The sequence below is a fragment of the Psychromonas sp. MME2 genome (assembly GCF_040566515.1).
Lineage (GTDB): Bacteria > Pseudomonadota > Gammaproteobacteria > Enterobacterales > Psychromonadaceae > Psychromonas.
Window position 1 is genome coordinate 1 of sequence record NZ_JBEWXI010000002.1, and the last position, 18,365, is coordinate 18,365.

General features: G+C 40.8%; 10 protein-coding genes, 1 tRNA gene, 2 rRNA genes and 1 pseudogene. 5 read left to right on the forward strand and 9 right to left on the reverse strand.

Going from position 1 to position 18,365, the window contains the following annotated elements:
* The 3 genes from AB1A03_RS00280 to AB1A03_RS00290 form a co-directional block, all read right to left on the reverse strand.
* Positions 1-2,054, reverse strand: a 23S ribosomal RNA gene (locus tag AB1A03_RS00280); the annotation flags it as partial.
* A gap of 522 nt (positions 2,055-2,576) precedes the next feature.
* Positions 2,577-2,651, reverse strand: a tRNA-Glu gene (locus AB1A03_RS00285).
* Between the two features lie 72 nt (positions 2,652-2,723).
* Positions 2,724-4,265: ribosomal RNA gene (locus AB1A03_RS00290) — 16S ribosomal RNA — on the reverse strand.
* A 546-nt stretch (positions 4,266-4,811) separates the two neighbouring features.
* On the opposite strand from AB1A03_RS00290, the gene AB1A03_RS00295 reads away from it, so the two are divergent.
* Positions 4,812-5,357: a gamma carbonic anhydrase family protein gene (locus AB1A03_RS00295; protein ID WP_354622610.1), complete on the forward strand. Its 546-nt coding sequence runs from the start codon at positions 4,812-4,814 to the stop codon at positions 5,355-5,357.
* A 49-nt stretch (positions 5,358-5,406) separates the two neighbouring features.
* Here the strand turns inward: AB1A03_RS00295 and argH are convergent, their stop codons facing one another.
* From argH to argC, 5 genes and pseudogenes are all read right to left on the reverse strand, one after another.
* A complete protein-coding gene (gene argH / locus AB1A03_RS00300) occupies positions 5,407-7,281 on the reverse strand; it encodes an argininosuccinate lyase (protein ID WP_354622611.1) in 1,875 nt (624 codons plus the stop codon).
* 142 nt (positions 7,282-7,423) lie between these two features.
* Positions 7,424-8,630 (reverse strand): annotated as a pseudogene (locus AB1A03_RS00305) (argininosuccinate synthase).
* Between the two features lie 4 nt (positions 8,631-8,634).
* On the reverse strand, positions 8,635-9,546 hold the full coding sequence (locus tag AB1A03_RS00310) for an ornithine carbamoyltransferase (RefSeq protein ID WP_354622612.1): 912 nt from the start codon (positions 9,544-9,546) through the stop codon (positions 8,635-8,637).
* A 19-nt stretch (positions 9,547-9,565) separates the two neighbouring features.
* On the reverse strand, positions 9,566-10,345 hold the full coding sequence (argB, locus tag AB1A03_RS00315; protein ID WP_354622613.1) for an acetylglutamate kinase: 780 nt from the start codon (positions 10,343-10,345) through the stop codon (positions 9,566-9,568).
* A gap of 14 nt (positions 10,346-10,359) precedes the next feature.
* Complete coding sequence (gene argC, locus AB1A03_RS00320; protein ID WP_354623457.1) at positions 10,360-11,373, reverse strand: N-acetyl-gamma-glutamyl-phosphate reductase; 1,014 nt, start codon at positions 11,371-11,373, stop codon at positions 10,360-10,362.
* Between the two features lie 390 nt (positions 11,374-11,763).
* Between argC and AB1A03_RS00325 the strand changes: the two genes are divergently transcribed.
* The 4 genes from AB1A03_RS00325 (at position 11,764) to tusA (ending at position 17,470) form a co-directional block, all read left to right on the forward strand.
* Positions 11,764-12,903 (forward strand): HAMP domain-containing protein, encoded by a 1,140-nt coding sequence (locus tag AB1A03_RS00325; RefSeq protein ID WP_354622614.1) that lies wholly within the window; start codon positions 11,764-11,766, stop codon positions 12,901-12,903.
* A 323-nt stretch (positions 12,904-13,226) separates the two neighbouring features.
* A complete protein-coding gene (argE, locus tag AB1A03_RS00330) occupies positions 13,227-14,375 on the forward strand; it encodes an acetylornithine deacetylase (protein WP_354622615.1) in 1,149 nt (382 codons plus the stop codon).
* Between the two features lie 137 nt (positions 14,376-14,512).
* Positions 14,513-17,155: a phosphoenolpyruvate carboxylase gene (gene ppc / locus AB1A03_RS00335; RefSeq protein ID WP_354622616.1), complete on the forward strand. Its 2,643-nt coding sequence runs from the start codon at positions 14,513-14,515 to the stop codon at positions 17,153-17,155.
* A 78-nt stretch (positions 17,156-17,233) separates the two neighbouring features.
* Positions 17,234-17,470, forward strand: a complete 237-nt coding sequence (gene tusA / locus AB1A03_RS00340; RefSeq protein ID WP_354622617.1) for a sulfurtransferase TusA — start codon at positions 17,234-17,236, stop codon at positions 17,468-17,470.
* A gap of 38 nt (positions 17,471-17,508) precedes the next feature.
* Here the strand turns inward: tusA and galU are convergent, their stop codons facing one another.
* Entirely contained in the window at positions 17,509-18,333 is an 825-nt protein-coding gene (gene galU, locus AB1A03_RS00345) for a UTP--glucose-1-phosphate uridylyltransferase GalU (protein WP_354622618.1), read from the reverse strand.
* Between the last annotated feature and the right edge of the window lie 32 nt (positions 18,334-18,365).

Consider the following 18,365-nt stretch of genomic DNA (forward strand, 5'->3'; position numbering starts at 1 on the left):
TAGCCGCGGGTACACTGCATCTTCACAGCGATTTCAACTTCACTGAGTCTCGGGTGGAGACAGCATGGCCATCATTACGCCATTCGTGCAGGTCGGAACTTACCCGACAAGGAATTTCGCTACCTTAGGACCGTTATAGTTACGGCCGCCGTTTACCGGGGCTTCGATCAAGAGCTTCGACCTAAGTCTAACCCCATCATTTAACCTTCCGTACCGGGCAGGCGTCACACCGTATACGTCATCTTGCGATTTAGCACAGTGCTACGTTTTAATAAACAGTTGCAGCCATCTGGTATCTTCGGCCGCCAATAGCTCCATCCGCAAGGGACTTCACCGTCAGCCAGGTAACCTTCTCCCGAGTTACGGTACCATTTTGCCTAGTTCCTTCACCCGAAGTTCTCTCAAGCGCCTTGGTATTCTCTACCTGACCACCTGTGTCGGTTTGGGGTACGATCCTTATATTTCTGAAGCTTAGAGACTTTTCCTGGAAGCATGGCATCAATGACTTCATCACCTTAGTGACTCGACATCGTAATCCCAGTGTTAAGAAAACCCGGATTTACCTGAAAGTCTTCCACCTACATACTTAAACCTGGACAACCATCGCCAGGCCCACCTAGTCTTTTCCGTCCTCCCATCGCAAAATATAAGGGTACGGGAATATTAACCCGTTTCCCATCGACTACGCCTTTCGGCCTCGCCTTAGGGGTCGACCGACCCGGCCCCATTAACGTTGGACAGGAACCCTTGGTCTTCCGGCGGGGAGGTTTTTCACCCCCGTTAGTTCGTTACTCATGTCAACATTCGCACTTCTGATACCTCCAAAGGACGCCTTACAGCTTTCCCTTCGACGGCTTACAGAACGCTCCTCTACCATGCCTATAAATAAGCATCCGCAGCTTCGGCGATATGTTTAGCCCCGTTAAAATCTTCCTGGCGCAGGCCGACTCGACTAGTGAGCTATTACGCTTTCTTTAAAATATGGTCCTGCTTCTAAGCCAACTTCCTAGCTGTTCAAGCCTTCCCACATCGTTTCCCACTTAACATATACTTTGGGACCTTAGCTGGCGGTCTGGGTTGTTTCCCTTTCCACTTGAGTTGCGTTAGCACCCGCCGTGTGTCTCCCGTGATTGCACTTGTTGGTATTCGGAGTTTGCATGGGGTTGGTAAGTCGGGATGACCCCCTAGCCCAAACAGTGCCCCCACCCCAACAGTGATACACTAGGCGCTACCTAAATAGCTTTCGAGGAGAACCAGCTATCTCTTGGTTTGATTGGCCTTTCACCCCCAGCCACAAGTCATCCCCTAATTTTTCAACATTAGTGGGTTCGGTCCTCCAGTTGATGTTACTCAACCTTCAACCTGCTCATGGCTAGATTACCAAGTTTCGGGTCTAATCCCAGCAACTATTCGCCCAGTTACAAATACTCGGTTTCCCTACGGCTCCCCTATACGGTTAACCTTGCGATCTAATGTTAAGTCGTTGACCCATTATACAAAAGGTACGCAGTCACCGAACTAAGTCGGCTCCTACTGCTTGTACGTACACGGTTTCAGGTTCATTTCACTCCCCTCACAGGGGTTCTTTTCGCCTTTCCCTCACGGTACTGGTTCACTATCGGTCAATTAGGAGTATTTAGCCTTGGAGGATGGGCCCCCCATATTCAAACAGGATTTCTCGTGTCCCGTCTTACTCGTTTTCACTGTAAAAGAGTTGTCATATACGGGACTATCACCCTGTATCGTCGGACTTTCCAGACCATTCTACTAACTTCTAAACAGCTTAAGGGCTGTTCCAATTTCGCTCGCCGCTACTTCTGGAATCTCGGTCCATTGGCTTTTTCCTAAGGGTACTTAGATGTTTCAGTTCCCCTCGTTCGCTTCGTTAAGCGTACGCATTCACCTAACGATGACACTAAGTGCCGGGTTGCCCCATTCGGAAATTCCAGGATATAACGCTTGTTATCAACTCCCCTGGACTTATCGCAGATTACCACGTCCTTCATCGCCTCTAATTGCCTAGGCATCCACCGTGCACGCTTATTCACTTAACCATACAACACCGTAAAAGTGTCAAACGCAGTGATGCGTTTTAGGTGTTGTTCCCAACAAGAGATTGACGTCTTTTTGTCAATGTCTGAGTGGGCAACACCATTTGGCATCACTACTTAATACTGATTTTTGTTTTGTATGTCGTTTCCAAGACGCTTGCGATTTCTCATATTTTACAATACAAAAAACAACATTCGTTTTTCGTGCACCTATCAATGATAAGATTGAATAGATACGTACTGTTCACATTTCACTACGTGAAAAATGAACTTTTTATTTTTGCTTGATTACAATGATTAATAAATTAATCATTGAGAACAATTTCGTTTCGTTTGAACATATTGATATCTATATCGATACGTTCAAACAGAACTTTATCAGCTTTCCTAATTGTTAAAGAGCAGTGTTAAAAAACACTTTATAAGCATTAAAACTTAATGTTTATAAAGTGACTTTCACTTAAAGCGTAAACTCAGTTCCTACCAATGGATGGTTAAAAAGATTGAATATCTTTTTTATCGTAGTGGTATCCCCAAGGGGATTGAACCCCTGTTACCGCCGTGAAAGGGCGGTGTCCTAGGCCTCTAGACGATGGGGACATAGAACTTCTGCACTTCTTCAGTCTAATCAAACAATCTGTGTGAGCACTCATTATTGTGAATTTCTTTACGTAAGGAGGTGATCCAGCCCCAGGTTCCCCTAGGGCTACCTTGTTACGACTTCACCCCAGTCATGAACCACACCGTGGTCATCGCCATCCCGAAGGTTAAGCTAATGACTTCTGGTGCAGCCCACTCCCATGGTGTGACGGGCGGTGTGTACAAGGCCCGGGAACGTATTCACCGTGGCATTCTGATCCACGATTACTAGCGATTCCAACTTCACGGAGTCGAGTTGCAGACTCCGATCCGGACTACGACAAACTTTATGAGATTCGCATACCCTCGCAGGTTAGCAACCCTTTGTATTTGCCATTGTAGCACGTGTGTAGCCCATCCCGTAAGGGCCATGATGACTTGACGTCGTCCCCACCTTCCTCCGGTTTATCACCGGCAGTCTCCCTGAGTTCCCGGCTTGACCCGCTGGCAAATAAGGATAGGGGTGCGCTCGTTGCGGGACTTAACCAACATTTCACAACACGAGCTGACGACAGCCATGCAGCACCTGTCTCAGAGCTCCCGAAGGCACTCATCAATCTCTTGGTGATTCTCTGGATGTCAAGGGATGGTAAGGTTCTTCGCGTTCGCATCGAATTAAACCACATGCTCCACCGCTTGTGCGGGCCCCCCGTCAATTCATTTGAGTTTTAACCTTGCGGCCGTACTCCCCAGGCGGTCTATTTAATGCGTTAGCTTTGAAACCCACGGCATATAGCCACAAACTTCTAATAGACATCGTTTACTGCGTGGACTACCGGGGTATCTAATCCCGTTTGCTCCCCACGCCTTCGCGCCTCAGTGTCAGTCTCTGTCCAGGTGGCCGCCTTCGCCACTGGTATTCCTTCAGATCTCTACGCATTTCACCGCTACACCTGAAATTCTACCACCCTCTACAAAACTCTAGTTAACCAGTTTCAAATGCAGTTCCAAGGTTGAGCCCTGGGCTTTCACATCTGACTTAATTAACCACCTACGCGCGCTTTACGCCCAGTAATTCCGATTAACGCTCGCACCCTCCGTATTACCGCGGCTGCTGGCACGGAGTTACGGTGCTTCTTCTGCGAGTAACGTCACAGATACAGGGTATTAACCTGCACCCTTTCCTCCTCGCTGAAAGTGCTTTACAACCCGAAAGCCTTCTTCACACACGCGGCATGGCTGCATCAGGGTTTCCCCCATTGTGCAATATTCCCCACTGCTGCCTCCCGTAGGAGTCTGGACCGTGTCTCAGTTCCAGTGTGGCTGGTCATCCTCTAAGACCAGCTAGGGATCGTCGCCTTGGTAGGCCTTTACCCTACCAACTAGCTAATCCCACTTGGGCTCATCTTGTCGCGATAGCTTATAAATAGAGGCCACCTTTGATCAAAAGACATTATGCGGTATTAGCAGTCGTTTCCAACTGTTGTCCCCCACAACAAGGTAAATTCCCAAGCATTACTCACCCGTCCGCCACTCGTCAGCAAAATAGCAAGCTATTCTCTGTTACCGTTCGACTTGCATGTGTTAAGCCTGCCGCCAGCGTTCAATCTGAGCCATGATCAAACTCTTCAATTTAAAGTTTAATTTGTATCTTTCGATACGACTCAATATTACTGACTAAAACTAAAGAACTTACGTTCTTTTTGTTATTCTGAATTAATGAATTAATTCGTGTGTCACTTCTATTGATGTTACCTAAACAAGTTAGGTGTAACTTTCTGCAAGCAGAAACGTTACTTTTTGATTATTTGAAATCACATCAACAATAAGTGCCCACACAGATTGTTTGATTAAATTGTTAAAGAGCGCGCCTTGCGGCGAGGTGCGTATATTACGCCCCTTTCGAACAATGTCAACGTCTTATTTTACGTTTCTTACGAAGCGATAAATGCGTTTGTTTTATTCTCAAACTGGTTGCTAACTTGCGTTACGCCCCGTGTCTGTGGATGCGCATTATAGGGATTCAGATCACATTGGCAAGGTTTTTTTTGCTATATTTCAGTTATTTTTAAAATAAATTTTTATACCTTAATTACAAACACGTTATCCACAACTTAGCTTTTGTTATCCACACAAAGTTATCGTATAGTTTCTTTTTCTATCCTATTTGAAGAGGTTTTTATGCTTCCTGTTTTACGCCCTTATAGGGGCATTTTTCCAAAAGTTGCCGATTCTGTATATATTGATCCCTTTTCTTCTATTATTGGCGATGTTGTATTAGATGAGGACGTCAGTGTTTGGCCTATGTCAGTATTACGTGGCGATGTGAATAGCATTAAAGTAGGAAAACGCACAAATATTCAAGATGGTTCCGTTTTACATGTTGCACGTAAAGGTGAAGCGAATATAGATGGTTACTCTTTACACATTGGTGAAGATGTTACCGTAGGCCATAAAGCAATGCTTCATGCTTGTAAAATCGGTGATCGCGTTTTAATTGGAATGGGGGCCATCGTTTTAGATAATGCCCATATTGATGACGATGTTATCCTCGGCGCTGGAGCATTAGTTCCACCAAATAAACATCTTGCAACGGGTTATCTATATGTTGGTTCGCCAGCAAAAGCGGTAAGGAAACTTAGCGAAGATGAACGAGCATTTTTGAAGCGCTCTGCTGCTCATTACGTTAAGCTAAAAAATGAGTACCAACAAGAAAGTTGTAATTAAATCGCTCAGCCAAAACAAGGCCACAGGGCTGTGGCCTTGTTTTTAAAAATTACAGTATTTCTTTATGAATTAAAGTACTGCTATTAATATGAAATTCTAACGCAACTTCATCGCAGGCATGCTGACGAATACACATTGCGCAATCTTTCATCACTTTTTCAGGCATTAATGATTTGCTTGTAGGGCTAAAACCTAGTTTCATAAAAAACTCAGGCATACGTGTTAAGACAAATACACGTTTAATAGCTAGTTTTTCAGCGCGTTTGATAATCCGTTCAACAAGAATTCGTCCCTGCCCTTTACGTTCATAACCAGGTTCAACACCTAACGAACGGATCTCAGCAAGTCCTGTGTCATAGACATATAATGAACCACAGCCAGTTACTTTCCCTTCATATTCAGTTACCGAAAATTCACCAACCGATTTTACCAAATCAGACTTATCTCGAGGTAAATTTTCCCCCTTTTCAGCCCAGTGATTGACCATCGATTCAATACGCTCTAAATCAGTTAAGCGAGCTGTACGAATCACTAACCCACTCGTATCACGATCTGTTAAACGTTGTTCCGCTTCGGTTAGTGCATATTCTATTTGTTCTGGAGCCACGCCACCTTGAGCTTTACGTGCAGATAATGTCGCTTCTAATGTTAATACAGGGTAAACATCTTCTTCTATAACTTGTGAAAACGCTTTGAATTCAGGCACGGTTAACCCTTCAAGCGGCACTCCTTTTTCAATAGCAGCGACCACGGCAACGCCAACAATATGATGCGCTTCTCGGAAGGGGATCCCTTTTGCCACAAGGTAATCAGCCAATTCAGTGGCATTTGAGTAACCGCCTTGTGCGGCTTCCTTCGTACGCGCTTCATTTACTTTAAGGTCAGTCAATGCCATCGCGGCCATTTCTAGACAATCCCCCCATGTATCTAACGCATCAAATAGTCCTTCTTTATCTTCTTGCATATCTTTATTATAGGCAAGAGGCAACGCTTTTAAGGTCATTAACATTCCAGCCAAAGAGCCAAATACACGACCAGATTTCCCGCGTATCAATTCCATCGCATCTGGATTTTTTTTCTGTGGCATCAGAGATGAACCTGACGTAACTAAGTCAGACATTTCTATAAACGCAGACTCGCCACTGTTGTAAAAAATTAAATCTTCAGCCATTCGTGATAAATGTACCATTGATAGTGTTGCACAACTCATCAATTCCACGACATGGTCTCTGTCTGAAACAGAATCTAAACTATTTCGTGTGGCTCTAGCAAAACCTAATGAATGTGCCAATGCAGTCCTGTCTATAGCATAAGCAGTACCTGCTAATGCCCCACTTCCTAGCGGACAGGTATTTAGCCTATCAATACAGCCTTTTAAACGGCTATAATCACGTTCGAGCATTTCTAAATAAGCAAGGCACCAATGTGAAAATGTCACTGGTTGTGCTCGCTGCAAGTGCGTATACCCTGGTAATACAACATCTTGATGAATACGCGCCAATTCGATCAATTTTTTTTGTAACGTATCGAGATGCAATACTAATTCTTGTGCTGTTTTTTTACACCAAAGCTTTAAATCAGTTGCAACTTGATCATTACGACTCCGCCCAGTGTGTAATTTTTTACCTAAATCACCAACACGATGAATCAGCTGAGTTTCAACCCAAGAATGTATATCTTCTGCATCGGATTGCAATACTTGACTTGGGTTTAGTTGAACTGAAATTAATAATTCATTTAATGCTGATTCTAACTGTTTTTGCTCTTCTTCAGTCAAAACATTCACTGATTGCAATGATTTAGACCAAGCTATTGAACCAATTATATCCTGCTCTGCAAGACGATAATCGAATTTTAATGAATCATTAAATAGTTTAAATTTAACGTCTGCCGCTTGGCTAAAACGCCCACCCCATAATGCCATGTTAATGCTCCATCACTTAGTTTGTTTTTTTATTTATATAGAATCTTGATTAAATCAGGTTTTAGAACCTATATAAATAGAAATTCCTGTTTGCCTATACAACAAGGTAAACAGGAATAGAATAGAAATCTAGTTGCTTAAATTATTTACTATTTAACTTACGAATACGACTAGATAGTGAATATAAACGGATAAAACCTTCGGCATGTTTTTTGATCATACACGTTGTCATCACCAAATGTAGCAAACTCCTCTGAATAAAGGCTATTTGGCGAACGTTTCTGTACTGCCGTCACTTGCCCCTTATACATTTTAACAACAACTTCACCATTAACATCTTTTGCTAATGCTTCAGAAGCAGCTAGTAAAGAGCCGCATAAAGGTGTAAACCAACGACCATCATAAACTAAATGCGCAAATTCTTGCCCAACTTGATCTCGCCATTTACGTGATGGCTTGTCATGAACTAATTCATCAATGCCACGCAGTGCTGTTACCATTACGGTGCCTCCTGGTGTTTCATAACAACCTCGAGACTTCATACCAACAGTACGGTTTTCTGTAATATCAATACGACCAACACCATGAGCAGCTGCTTTTTTGTTTAATAGCATCAATGCATCGTATGGTGATAACTCAACACCATCAACAGCAGTAACACGCCCACATTCAACTTTAATGGTTAAATATTCGGGTTCATTAGGGGCATCAATCGGATCAACCGTTAACGTCCACACACCTTTACTTGGCTCATTCCACGGGTCCTCTAATTCACCGCCCTCATGAGAAATATGCCATGCGTTTGCATCTCGGCTATATATCTTAGCTGCACTCGCCGTTGTTTTAATATTACGTTCAGCAAGGTAATCAAGCAGATCTTCACGCGAAACCATATCCCATTCACGCCATGGCGCAATGACTTTTAATTCTGGCGCTAATGCTGCGAAACAACTCTCAAAACGAATTTGGTCATTACCTTTACCAGTACAACCATGGCAAACCGCATCCGCCCCAACTTTAAGTGCAACTTCCACTTGTGCTTTGGCAATAATTGGACGCGCCATCGATGTACCTAATAAATAAGTACCTTCGTATACGGCACCAGTTGCCATCGTTGGATAAATGTAGTCTTTAACAAACTCTTCTTTAAGATCTACAATATGACATTCAGAAGCACCTGATGCTATCGCTTTCTCATGTAAACCAACTAATTCTTCTGCACCTTGACCAACATCAGCACAAAAAGCAACAATTTCACAATCATCATAAGTTTCTTTTAACCATGGAATGATTGCTGAAGTATCTAGACCACCCGAATAAGCGAGTACCACTTTTTTAACTTTACTCATTTGATTATTTTCCTTTGATCAGTGTCAGCATGATAGCATTTTGAATATGCATTCTATTTTCTGCTTGGTCAAAAATCAACGAAGCAGGACCATCCATTACCTCTGATGTGATATCTAAACCACGATGGGCTGGTTGGCAATGTAATACGTGTTTAATTCCCGTTAAATTCAGTAATTCTCGGTTAATTTGGTAAGGCATAAATTTACTTTTTATTTCTGCAAGAGGAGTCGCGTCCCCCATAGATATCCAAGTGTCGCCGTATACCACATCATAACCTTTAATATCATTAATATCGTTAGTAACTCTGATACTACCGCCATTTTTGGCAGCTATCTCTTCGGCCATTTTCATTACTTGTGCATCAGGGCTATGACCGATCGGACAAACAGCTGTGACCTCTGCTCCCAATATGGCACCAGCAATAAAAAGGGAATGAGTGACATTATTGCCATCACCAATATAAGCTAATTTGACCTTAGAAACATCATCATATTGCTCAGAAATAGTTAAAAAATCTGCCATCGCCTGACACGGATGGTAAAGGTCACATAGCGAGTTAATGACCGGCACGCTCGAGTATTGTTGCATTTCAAGTAATGTATTATGATCAAAAACACGTGCAACAATACAATCAGCCCAGCGAGAAATATTAGCGGCAAAATCTTTAACATCTTCACGGCTACCCATGGCACCATTTGTTTGGTCTAAGTAGACAACATGCCCCCCTAATTTATTGACACCAATATCAAAGGTAACACGCGTTCGCAATGATTGTTTTTCAAATAACGTCACCACACTTTTGCCAGCTAATGCTTGATGATATTTAGCAGGATTTGCTTTTAACTCTTTGCCTAATGCAATCAGATCCAATGCCTGTTGCTGCGTCATTTCCATACCTGTTAATAAATCTTTCATCGCTTTACTCTCTACTTAACTACTTTTGTTCCACGGCTTGCCCTGCAAGCAATGACACTAAATTTTCAGGATTCTTCCAACTAGCCAACATAACATAACCTAGTTTATCTGCTGCCTGTAGCGCAGCTTGCACTTTCACAACCATACCGTCTTTGATTACTTCATCGGCGATAAGTGTATCAGCTAATTGTGTATTTAGCTCAGCTATGACCTGTTTATTCTCATCCCATACGCCATCGACATCGGACAAGAATACTAATTCGGCACCAATCAATTCACATATAGCAATGGCAGCTTGATCTGCATTAACATTATATAAGCGGCCATCATCACCAATTCCAATAGATGATATAACTGGTAAATGTCCTGCAGCTAATAAGCCATTTATTAAGGTTGGGTTGTTAGCACTGCAGACACCAACGGCTCCTAGTTCAGGATCGAGCTGCGTCACTTTGCAACTAAAACCATCGGCAAGCGAAAGCCCAACCGCCGAAAGCCCAGACTGTAGCGCCTGCGCCATTAGCAATTTATTAGATGTTCCAGCTAATGCTCCGGCAACATAAGGTATTTGCTCGAAGGGCGTTATGCGTAAACCATTTTTTTTTTCACTAACGATGTTCATTTTGCGCAATACATCTTCAACAATAACGCCGCCTCCGTGCACTAATAACAAAGGACGCTGTTGATCTTGTAAATAGACGGTTAAAGCTGAAAATAAATTAGCTAAGGCCTGTTGGTTTTCAAGCACAGCACCACCCAATTTTATCAGTAATGGCTGTGTAGACAAAGGTTGAGTCATTTTTATTATTCCACTTAAATAAGAGACGTTGTCATGGCAAATCCAAAACGTATATTAATACATTGTATCGCCTGCGACGAAGCACCTTTCAATAAATTGTCAATTGCGCTAAACACGACCAGATCGTTACCATCTACAGCCCATCCCAAGTCACAAAAAGGAGTATTAACAACATTTTTTAATGCAGGATATTTACCATGAGGCATCAAACGAACAATTTCTTTATCTGCATAAGCGTCGTGATATGCTTGATCAACCTGAGCGTTGCTCACCCCTTCTTTGAGCTGCACATTGATACTTGCTAAAATACCACGCTTGAAACTACCTAAATGCGGAGTAAATACAACAGGAGTTCCTAGATGTTGATCTATTTCGGGTTTATGGCGGTGATTGAATACACCATATGGCTGTAAACTTACTTCACAAAAACTACTCGCTATACTCGCTTTTCTACCTGCGCCACTTACCCCACTGGTTGCATTAATGGTTGGTTTGCAACCTTCTTTAATTAACCCAGCTTCAAATAATGGCTTAAGTGCCGTTAACGATGCAGTGGTATAACAACCAGGTACGGCAATTAAATCTGTTTTTTTAATTGCGGCGACATTCCATTCAGCTAGACCATAAACAGCTTTATCTAACAAATCTGGGTATTGATGAGTAAATCCGTAATACTTATCATAAAAACCAGAGCTTTGGACTCGGAATGCACCGGAAAGATCGAAAACCACGGTATTTTGTTCAAGAAAAAGAGCTGCCAAATCATGACTTACTTCATGTGCAGTCGCTAAAATGACAATATCAATACCCGCACAAATAGTGGCAACATTATCACTTGCAAGCGGCTGTAATGGTAAATCAACAACACCTAGTAAGTTTCCATAAAGGTCTGATATTTTTTTTCCTTTATCGAGACTATTCTCTGAAACATATAAGCCACTTAATTCAATATATTTATGACGAGTTAAAAAAAGAGCCAATTCAGCGCCAGTATAACCACTTGCACCAACTACAATTGCTTTTAACATAGGGAGTCCCTGTTTCATCTGCTCAATAAAAATAGAGAGCCCCATTTTGGCACTCTCCGTAGTATGAAGGGCATTCTAATAAGTTCTGAGTATTTATTCAATATTTATGAATAATTATATAAATGAATTTAACCAGCACAGAGCGAAAACAGAATATTTACAAATTACCTCTATCAGGTGCAAAGTATGTGTTATTAAAAATAAAAATAAGCAAACATGTATAAATTTATTACTTTTGTTAAGTTAGCTCACAAAAAGCTATTTATTAATATAAATTGTACGCCATAACCTGCCAGTTCTTAGTAAGATGTGCAAAAAATTATTGGCAGCAACAAAAACAATAATTATATTTAGTTACATTCATTTTCATTCAAAGGGAATTCAACACAAATGTTAATCAAACAAAAATTAAGAGCCTCTACTCTTGTAACAGCAGTCAGTATGCTAGCTATGCTATTGCTAATGACCTTCGCTGCCACATCCTTTAAACAGGATATTGTCCTAACAGAAAATATCGGCAAAATTGAAACCAGCATTTGGAAATTAAGAACACACGAAAAGGACTTTTTAGTCAGTAAAAAAAATGAATATTATGAAACCTTCAACAACGAAATATTGGCATTACAAACACAAATCAACAAATTGGATTATGACCTGAGAAACATTAACCGCTCAAGTGAAGAACCGTTGCGATTAGGTAAATTACTCAATGAATACCAAAATATCTTCATTGAAGTATTTAATACACAAAAACGTATAGGATTTGATTCACAAAGTGGTTTCTATGGTCAACTTAGAGAGACAGCACATACGGCAGAGGTCGAGATTGGTGACTCAGTGATGTTTCATAAAATGATGCTGAATGTTCGCAACAGTGAAAAAAATTACATGCTACTGCTTGACGATAAATATATCGATATCTTTACTGAAGACTTTGATAACTTTTATGCTGACGTGAAAAAAAGTTACTTAGTAACACCGCAAAAAAATGCGATTTTAAGTGCCCTTGATGCATATAAAAATGCGTTTATGTCATTAATAGCAGCACAACAACAATTAGGTTATAACGACAACGATGGTTTACGAAAAAAATTAAATGAAACAGTATCAAAAATTAGCATAGTGCAAGCAAGTCTAGTAACAACAATTAATGATGTGATCACTGATTATATAGATTCCATGAAACAGATGACCTATATCTTGTTCGCCGTTGCTTTATTTATTTCAATGATTGTTACTTGGTTTATTTCTCATAGTATTATGGGTGCAATTTTGCACATTAAAAACTCAATTATAAAAATATCAGAGACCAATGATTTAACGATATCCGTTTCAACAAAGAGTAATGATGAACTTGCTGATATGGCAAAGGCATTTAACTATATGGTTTCTAATTTCCAGCGTTTATTAGCATCAGTAAAAAAATCAGAGGCAACCTCTGCCGATAGCAAAAAAATATTAGAAGAAAATCCTCTTTGGGCAGATTTTATCTATGATGAATTACTTGAAGGCTCTAAAGATAAAAAATAAATAGCACCTTTTACTCTATTATTCACTACGCCTGTGAATAATAGAGTCCTCAACCATATTAAACTTATTCCTCTTAATAATTTACTCTACCACTACGCTTATCTATTTTTTATATTGAGAATAAAGGTGTATATTTACTATAAAATAATACGTGAAGATCTCATACCAATCCGCATAACATTGAAGTCATCGCTTGTTGAAGTAAAAATTTATTTTTTTAACCAACAAGATAGACCTGATAATGATACAGATTGATATAATCAAGCATTGCTTGAAAATTGATTATTTACCCTCTCTTTCTCATACCCTACTGAAGGTGTTATATGTCATTACCATCATTTATTAATCTCTACCAAGATCTTATCGCAATCCCATCAATTAGCTCGACAGACTCTGCTTGGGATCAAAGCAATTTACCCGTTATTAACCAACTTGCGACTTGGTTAGCTGAACTTGGTTTTAAAAATGAGATACGTGAAGTAGAGGCAGCCCCTGGAAAATATAATTTAATTGCGACGTTTGGTGAAGGTAAAGGAGGGTTATTACTAGCTGGACATACCGATACAGTACCATATGACGCGGGTCAATGGTCTACAGATCCCTTCAAGGTTGTTGAAAAAGATAATCGCTTATACGGTTTAGGGACTATCGATATGAAAGGATTCTTTGCCTTTGTTATTGAAGTACTTAAAGGCATTGACCTACATAAATTAGATAAACCATTATACATATTAGCGACAGCCGATGAAGAAACAACCATGTCTGGGGCACAAGCTATCGCTGAGCAAAAAGCAATCAAACCCGATTACGCTATCATTGGTGAACCAACAGGATTAACTCCAGTTGTTATGCATAAAGGCCATATGTCTGAAGGAATTCGCATAACCGGACGTAGCGGCCACAGCTCAGATCCAGACAAAGGATTAAATGCAATTGAAATTATGTATCTAGTGATTGGTGAATTAAAAAAACTACAGCAAAAATTTAAAGAAAAATATAACAATGAACACTTTGCGGTTCCTTATCCAACGCTTAATTTTGGCGCAATACACGGAGGCGATAGCCCCAACCGTATTTGTGGCTGCTGTGATTTGCATATTGATATGCGACCAATTCCCGGCGTTAGCACCAATGAACTTTTTATTAGTGTAAAACAAGCACTATCGGAAGTTGAAAAGCGTTATCCGAACTGTGTTGATATTTATCATATGCACGAACCAATCCCTTCATACCAATGCCCAATGCATTCAGATTTAATTGATCAGGCTCAGATCTACACGGGAAAGCAAGCTCAAAGTGTCAATTACTGCACTGAAGCACCCTTTATAGAACAACTTGGCTGCGACACCATTGTTTTAGGCCCTGGACATATCGCACAAGCACATCAACCCAATGAATACTTAGACTTAGCTTTTGTTAAACCAACCCAAGAGGTTATTGAAAAATTAATTCATCGCTATTGCCGTAATTGAGTTTCAGAATCATTATTTATTATCAAAGAACAGTAAACTTTTATGGACAAATATTGACTGTGTAGCACGTTGTGTTAATTTATCCCACTATTGAGGATGAAATAATGTAATTTTATTACAGGGCATAAAGGGGTTGTATGACAGAGCAATACGCAAATTTACGCAGTAATGTTGGTTTATTAGGACAATTACTCGGCAAAAGTATCAGTGACCATTTAGGTGATGAGTTTCTTGAAAAAATAGAATATATTCGTCAGCTATCTAAGTCTTCTCGCGCAGGCAATCAGGAAGATGGTAAGGAATTAGTCACAGTACTGGCAAATCTTTCCGATGAAGAGTTAGTGCCCGTTGCACGTGCTTTTACTCATTTTTTAAATCTAGCGAATATCGCCGAACAGTTCCATGGCATTTCTCGCCAGTGTGACAGTGGTGTCTGTGCGCCAGATCCTATGCAAACTCTTATTGCTAAATTAAAAAATGCTAATGTTTCTCAAGAAACAATGCAACAGGCAGTCTCCGATTTACAAATGAATATGGTGCTAACTGCTCACCCGACAGAAATAACACGTCGTACTTTAATTAGTAAACATATTGCCATTAACGAATGTTTAAGTTTATTAGAAATAACTGAAATATCAGATAAAGAACGAGAGCAATTACTAAATCGCCTAGAACAATTAATTACCCAAGCTTGGCATACCAACGATATTCGTAAGAATCGTCCGACCCCCGTTGATGAAGCAAAATGGGGTTTCGCTGTGATAGAGAACAGCTTATGGGATGCGGTTCCTCAATATGTTCGAGAGCTAGAAAGTAAACTCCAAAATGAGCTAGGTTTATCTCTACCAATAGATTCCTCTCCAATTCAGTTTACTTCTTGGATGGGGGGAGACAGAGATGGGAACCCATTTGTTACAGCAAAGGTAACACAGGAAGTGCTATTAACTAGCCGTTGGGTGGCAGTCAGCCTATACCTCCAAGATATAAAACAACTTACCACAGAACTATCTATGGATAAGTGCGATGAAAATTTACGCACAACCGTTGGCGATGATACCGATGAACCATATCGTTATATTTTACGTAAATTACGCGCAGACTTAAAAGAGACATTAACCTCTCTCAGTGCACAATTACAAGGGTTAAATACCAACGCACAAGATATCGTAACCCGAACAGAACAGATAAAAGAGCCGCTCGAGCTCTGTTATCACTCACTTAAAAATGTCGGATTGCATTCAATTGCCAATGGATTAATTTTAGATATCCTACGTCGCATAGCCTGCTTTGGTATTAATTTGGTTAAGCTCGATATACGCCAAGATGGCGAACGTCATGGTAATACATTAGCGGAATTAACTCGTTACTTAGGATTAGGTGATTATAACGCTTGGAGTGAAGCGGATAAACAAGCCTTTTTATTACAAGAGCTAAATAGTAAACGGCCATTAATACCTGCATCGTGGCAGCCATCTGCAGAGGTTCAAGAGGTCCTAGATACTTGCAAAGTTATTGCACAAACGGATCAACAAGCGCTTGGTATTTACATCATATCAATGGCACGACAAGCCTCAGACGTACTATCTGTCCAGCTATTATTAAAAGAAGTGGGCTGCCCATTCCGCATTCCCGTTGCGCCATTATTTGAAACACTTGATGATTTAAATAATGCTGCGGATGTTATTTCACGCCTTTTTGCCGTAGATTGGTACCGTGGTTATATCAATGGCGAGCAACACGTTATGATTGGCTACTCAGATTCAGCAAAAGATGCAGGAGTGATGGCGGCGAACTGGGCTCAATACACCGCACAGGAAGCATTAGTAAAAATCAGTGCAGAAAATGATATTAAGCTGGTTCTATTCCATGGTCGTGGCGGTACAATTGGACGCGGTGGAGCTCCAGCACACCAAGCGCTGTTATCACAACCACCAGGCTCCTTAAAGGGTGGGTTACGGGTAACCGAACAAGGAGAAATGATCCGCTTTAAATTCGGCTTACCAAAAGTAGCAATACAGAGCTTAAACCTTTATACATCCGCTATTTTAGAAGCTAATTTATTGCCACCACCGGCACCAAAACAAGAGTGGCGCGATATAATGGAGCGATTTTCTGAGGAATCATGTCAAGAGTATCGTCACTTTATTCAAGATGAGCCTCAATTTGTTCCCTATTTCCGTAGCGTCACCCCAGAACAAGAATTGGGTAAACTTGCGCTTGGCAGTCGTCCTGCAAAGCGTAAACCAAATGGTGGCATTGAAAGTTTACGTGCTATTCCTTGGATTTTTGCTTGGAGTCAAAACCGATTAATGTTGCCAGCATGGTTAGGCGCAGGCACGCCACTTAAGAAGTTTCTTGATGAAGGTAAAAAAGAACTGATCCGAGATATGTATCAACACTGGCCTTTCTTCCATACCCGTTTAGAGATGCTTGAAATGGTCTTTATGAAGGCAGATGAAGAGTTAACACAATTCTATGAAGAGCGCCTGGTACCAGAAGATCTATGGCCGTTAGGTCAACGCCTACGCGAAAACTTGGTATTAACACGTAACACTGTGTTAGAGGCTATTCCTGACCACATGTTAATGCAGGAACAACCTTGGATTAAAGAGTCAATATCACTCCGCAATCCTTATGTTGACCCACTCAATATGTTACAGGCCGAGTTACTTTCCCGTTTCCGCAGTCACAACGAACAAAATGAAGTATGTCCGGTTGTTGACCAAGCGTTAATGGTAACTATTGCAGGTATTGCGGCAGGTTTGCGCAATACAGGCTAATTCAATCAAGTAAAATAATTATTAACCTCACGCTATTGGTGGGGTTAATATTTTTAACACAAACAATAAATGAAAACGATGAATGAAGAGCAGCCGAAAATACTAGATACGCTTGGACTACGTTGCCCAGAGCCTGTCATGTTACTTCGTAAAACGGTTCGGAAAATGCAGCAAGGCGATTTATTACTTGTCATTGCTGATGATCCAGCAACGACTAGAGATATTCCTAGTTTTTGCCGCTTTATGGATCACACATTAGTGAAAATAGAAACACAAGATATACCTTATCGATACCTCATTCGCAAGGGAGCTTGAGCACAAGACTCAAGCATTCGATCTTTATTAAAAAACGGTTAGTCTTTATATATATTTTCATATACATAATTGGTTGCCTCAATAAAACCCGGCACACTACCACAGTCAAAACGCTTTCCTTTAAATTTATATGCCAACACACAGCCTCTTTTCGCTTGCGTTAATAATGCATCGGTAATTTGAATTTCACCATTTTTCCCGGGAGGTGTATCTTCAATAATATCAAAGATGTCTGGGGTCAATATATAACGCCCAATAATAGCAAGATTACTCGGAGCAGTACCCGGTGCTGGTTTCTCAACCATATCATCAACACGATAAATATCGTCTTTGATCATTTCACCTTTAATCACACCATATTTATGAATTTCACTCTCAGGGACTTCTTCAACGGCAATAATCGTACAACGAAATTGGTTATACAGACCGACCATCTGTTTAAGTACCCCTTCTTGCTCATTCACACAAAGGTCATCGGCCAATACGACAGCAAATGGTTCATCGCCAACAAGCTCTTTACCGATCAAAATAGCATGACCAAGACCACGCATTTCTCGTTGACGAATAAAAGAGAAGCTCGCTTTATCCATAATCGCGCGAATATCTTTTAACTTCTCTTCCTTTGGCGTACCACTAATTTCGCGCTCTAATTCATAATTCAGGTCAAAATGGTCCATTAATGAGTGCTTACCACGCCCAGTAACAATGCACATTCCTGTCATACCTGCTTCTAATGCTTCATCGACACCAAATTCGATCAAAGGTTTATTGACAACCGGCATCATCTCTTTCGGCATAGATTTAGTAGCGGGCAAAAAGCGAGTTCCATACCCAGCGGCTGGAAATAAACATTTTTTTATCATATAACCTCAATTATCAATAGAATTTAAAAACG

Excerpts from the sequence above, each read along its gene's own strand:
- AB1A03_RS00325 (WP_354622614.1), top strand. The coding sequence starts at position 11,764 with ATGTTAATCAAACAAAAATTAAGAGCCTCTACTCTTGTAACAGCAGTC.
- argE (WP_354622615.1), top strand. The coding sequence starts at position 13,227 with ATGTCATTACCATCATTTATTAATCTCTACCAAGATCTTATCGCAATC.
- AB1A03_RS00310 (WP_354622612.1), bottom strand. The coding sequence starts at position 9,546 with ATGAAAGATTTATTAACAGGTATGGAAATGACGCAGCAACAGGCATTG.
- galU (WP_354622618.1), bottom strand. The coding sequence starts at position 18,333 with ATGATAAAAAAATGTTTATTTCCAGCCGCTGGGTATGGAACTCGCTTT.
- AB1A03_RS00295 (WP_354622610.1), top strand. The coding sequence starts at position 4,812 with ATGCTTCCTGTTTTACGCCCTTATAGGGGCATTTTTCCAAAAGTTGCC.
- argB (WP_354622613.1), bottom strand. The coding sequence starts at position 10,345 with ATGACTCAACCTTTGTCTACACAGCCATTACTGATAAAATTGGGTGGT.
- argC (WP_354623457.1), bottom strand. The coding sequence starts at position 11,373 with ATGTTAAAAGCAATTGTAGTTGGTGCAAGTGGTTATACTGGCGCTGAA.
- argH (WP_354622611.1), bottom strand. The coding sequence starts at position 7,281 with ATGGCATTATGGGGTGGGCGTTTTAGCCAAGCGGCAGACGTTAAATTT.
- ppc (WP_354622616.1), top strand. The coding sequence starts at position 14,513 with ATGACAGAGCAATACGCAAATTTACGCAGTAATGTTGGTTTATTAGGA.
- tusA (WP_354622617.1), top strand. The coding sequence starts at position 17,234 with ATGAATGAAGAGCAGCCGAAAATACTAGATACGCTTGGACTACGTTGC.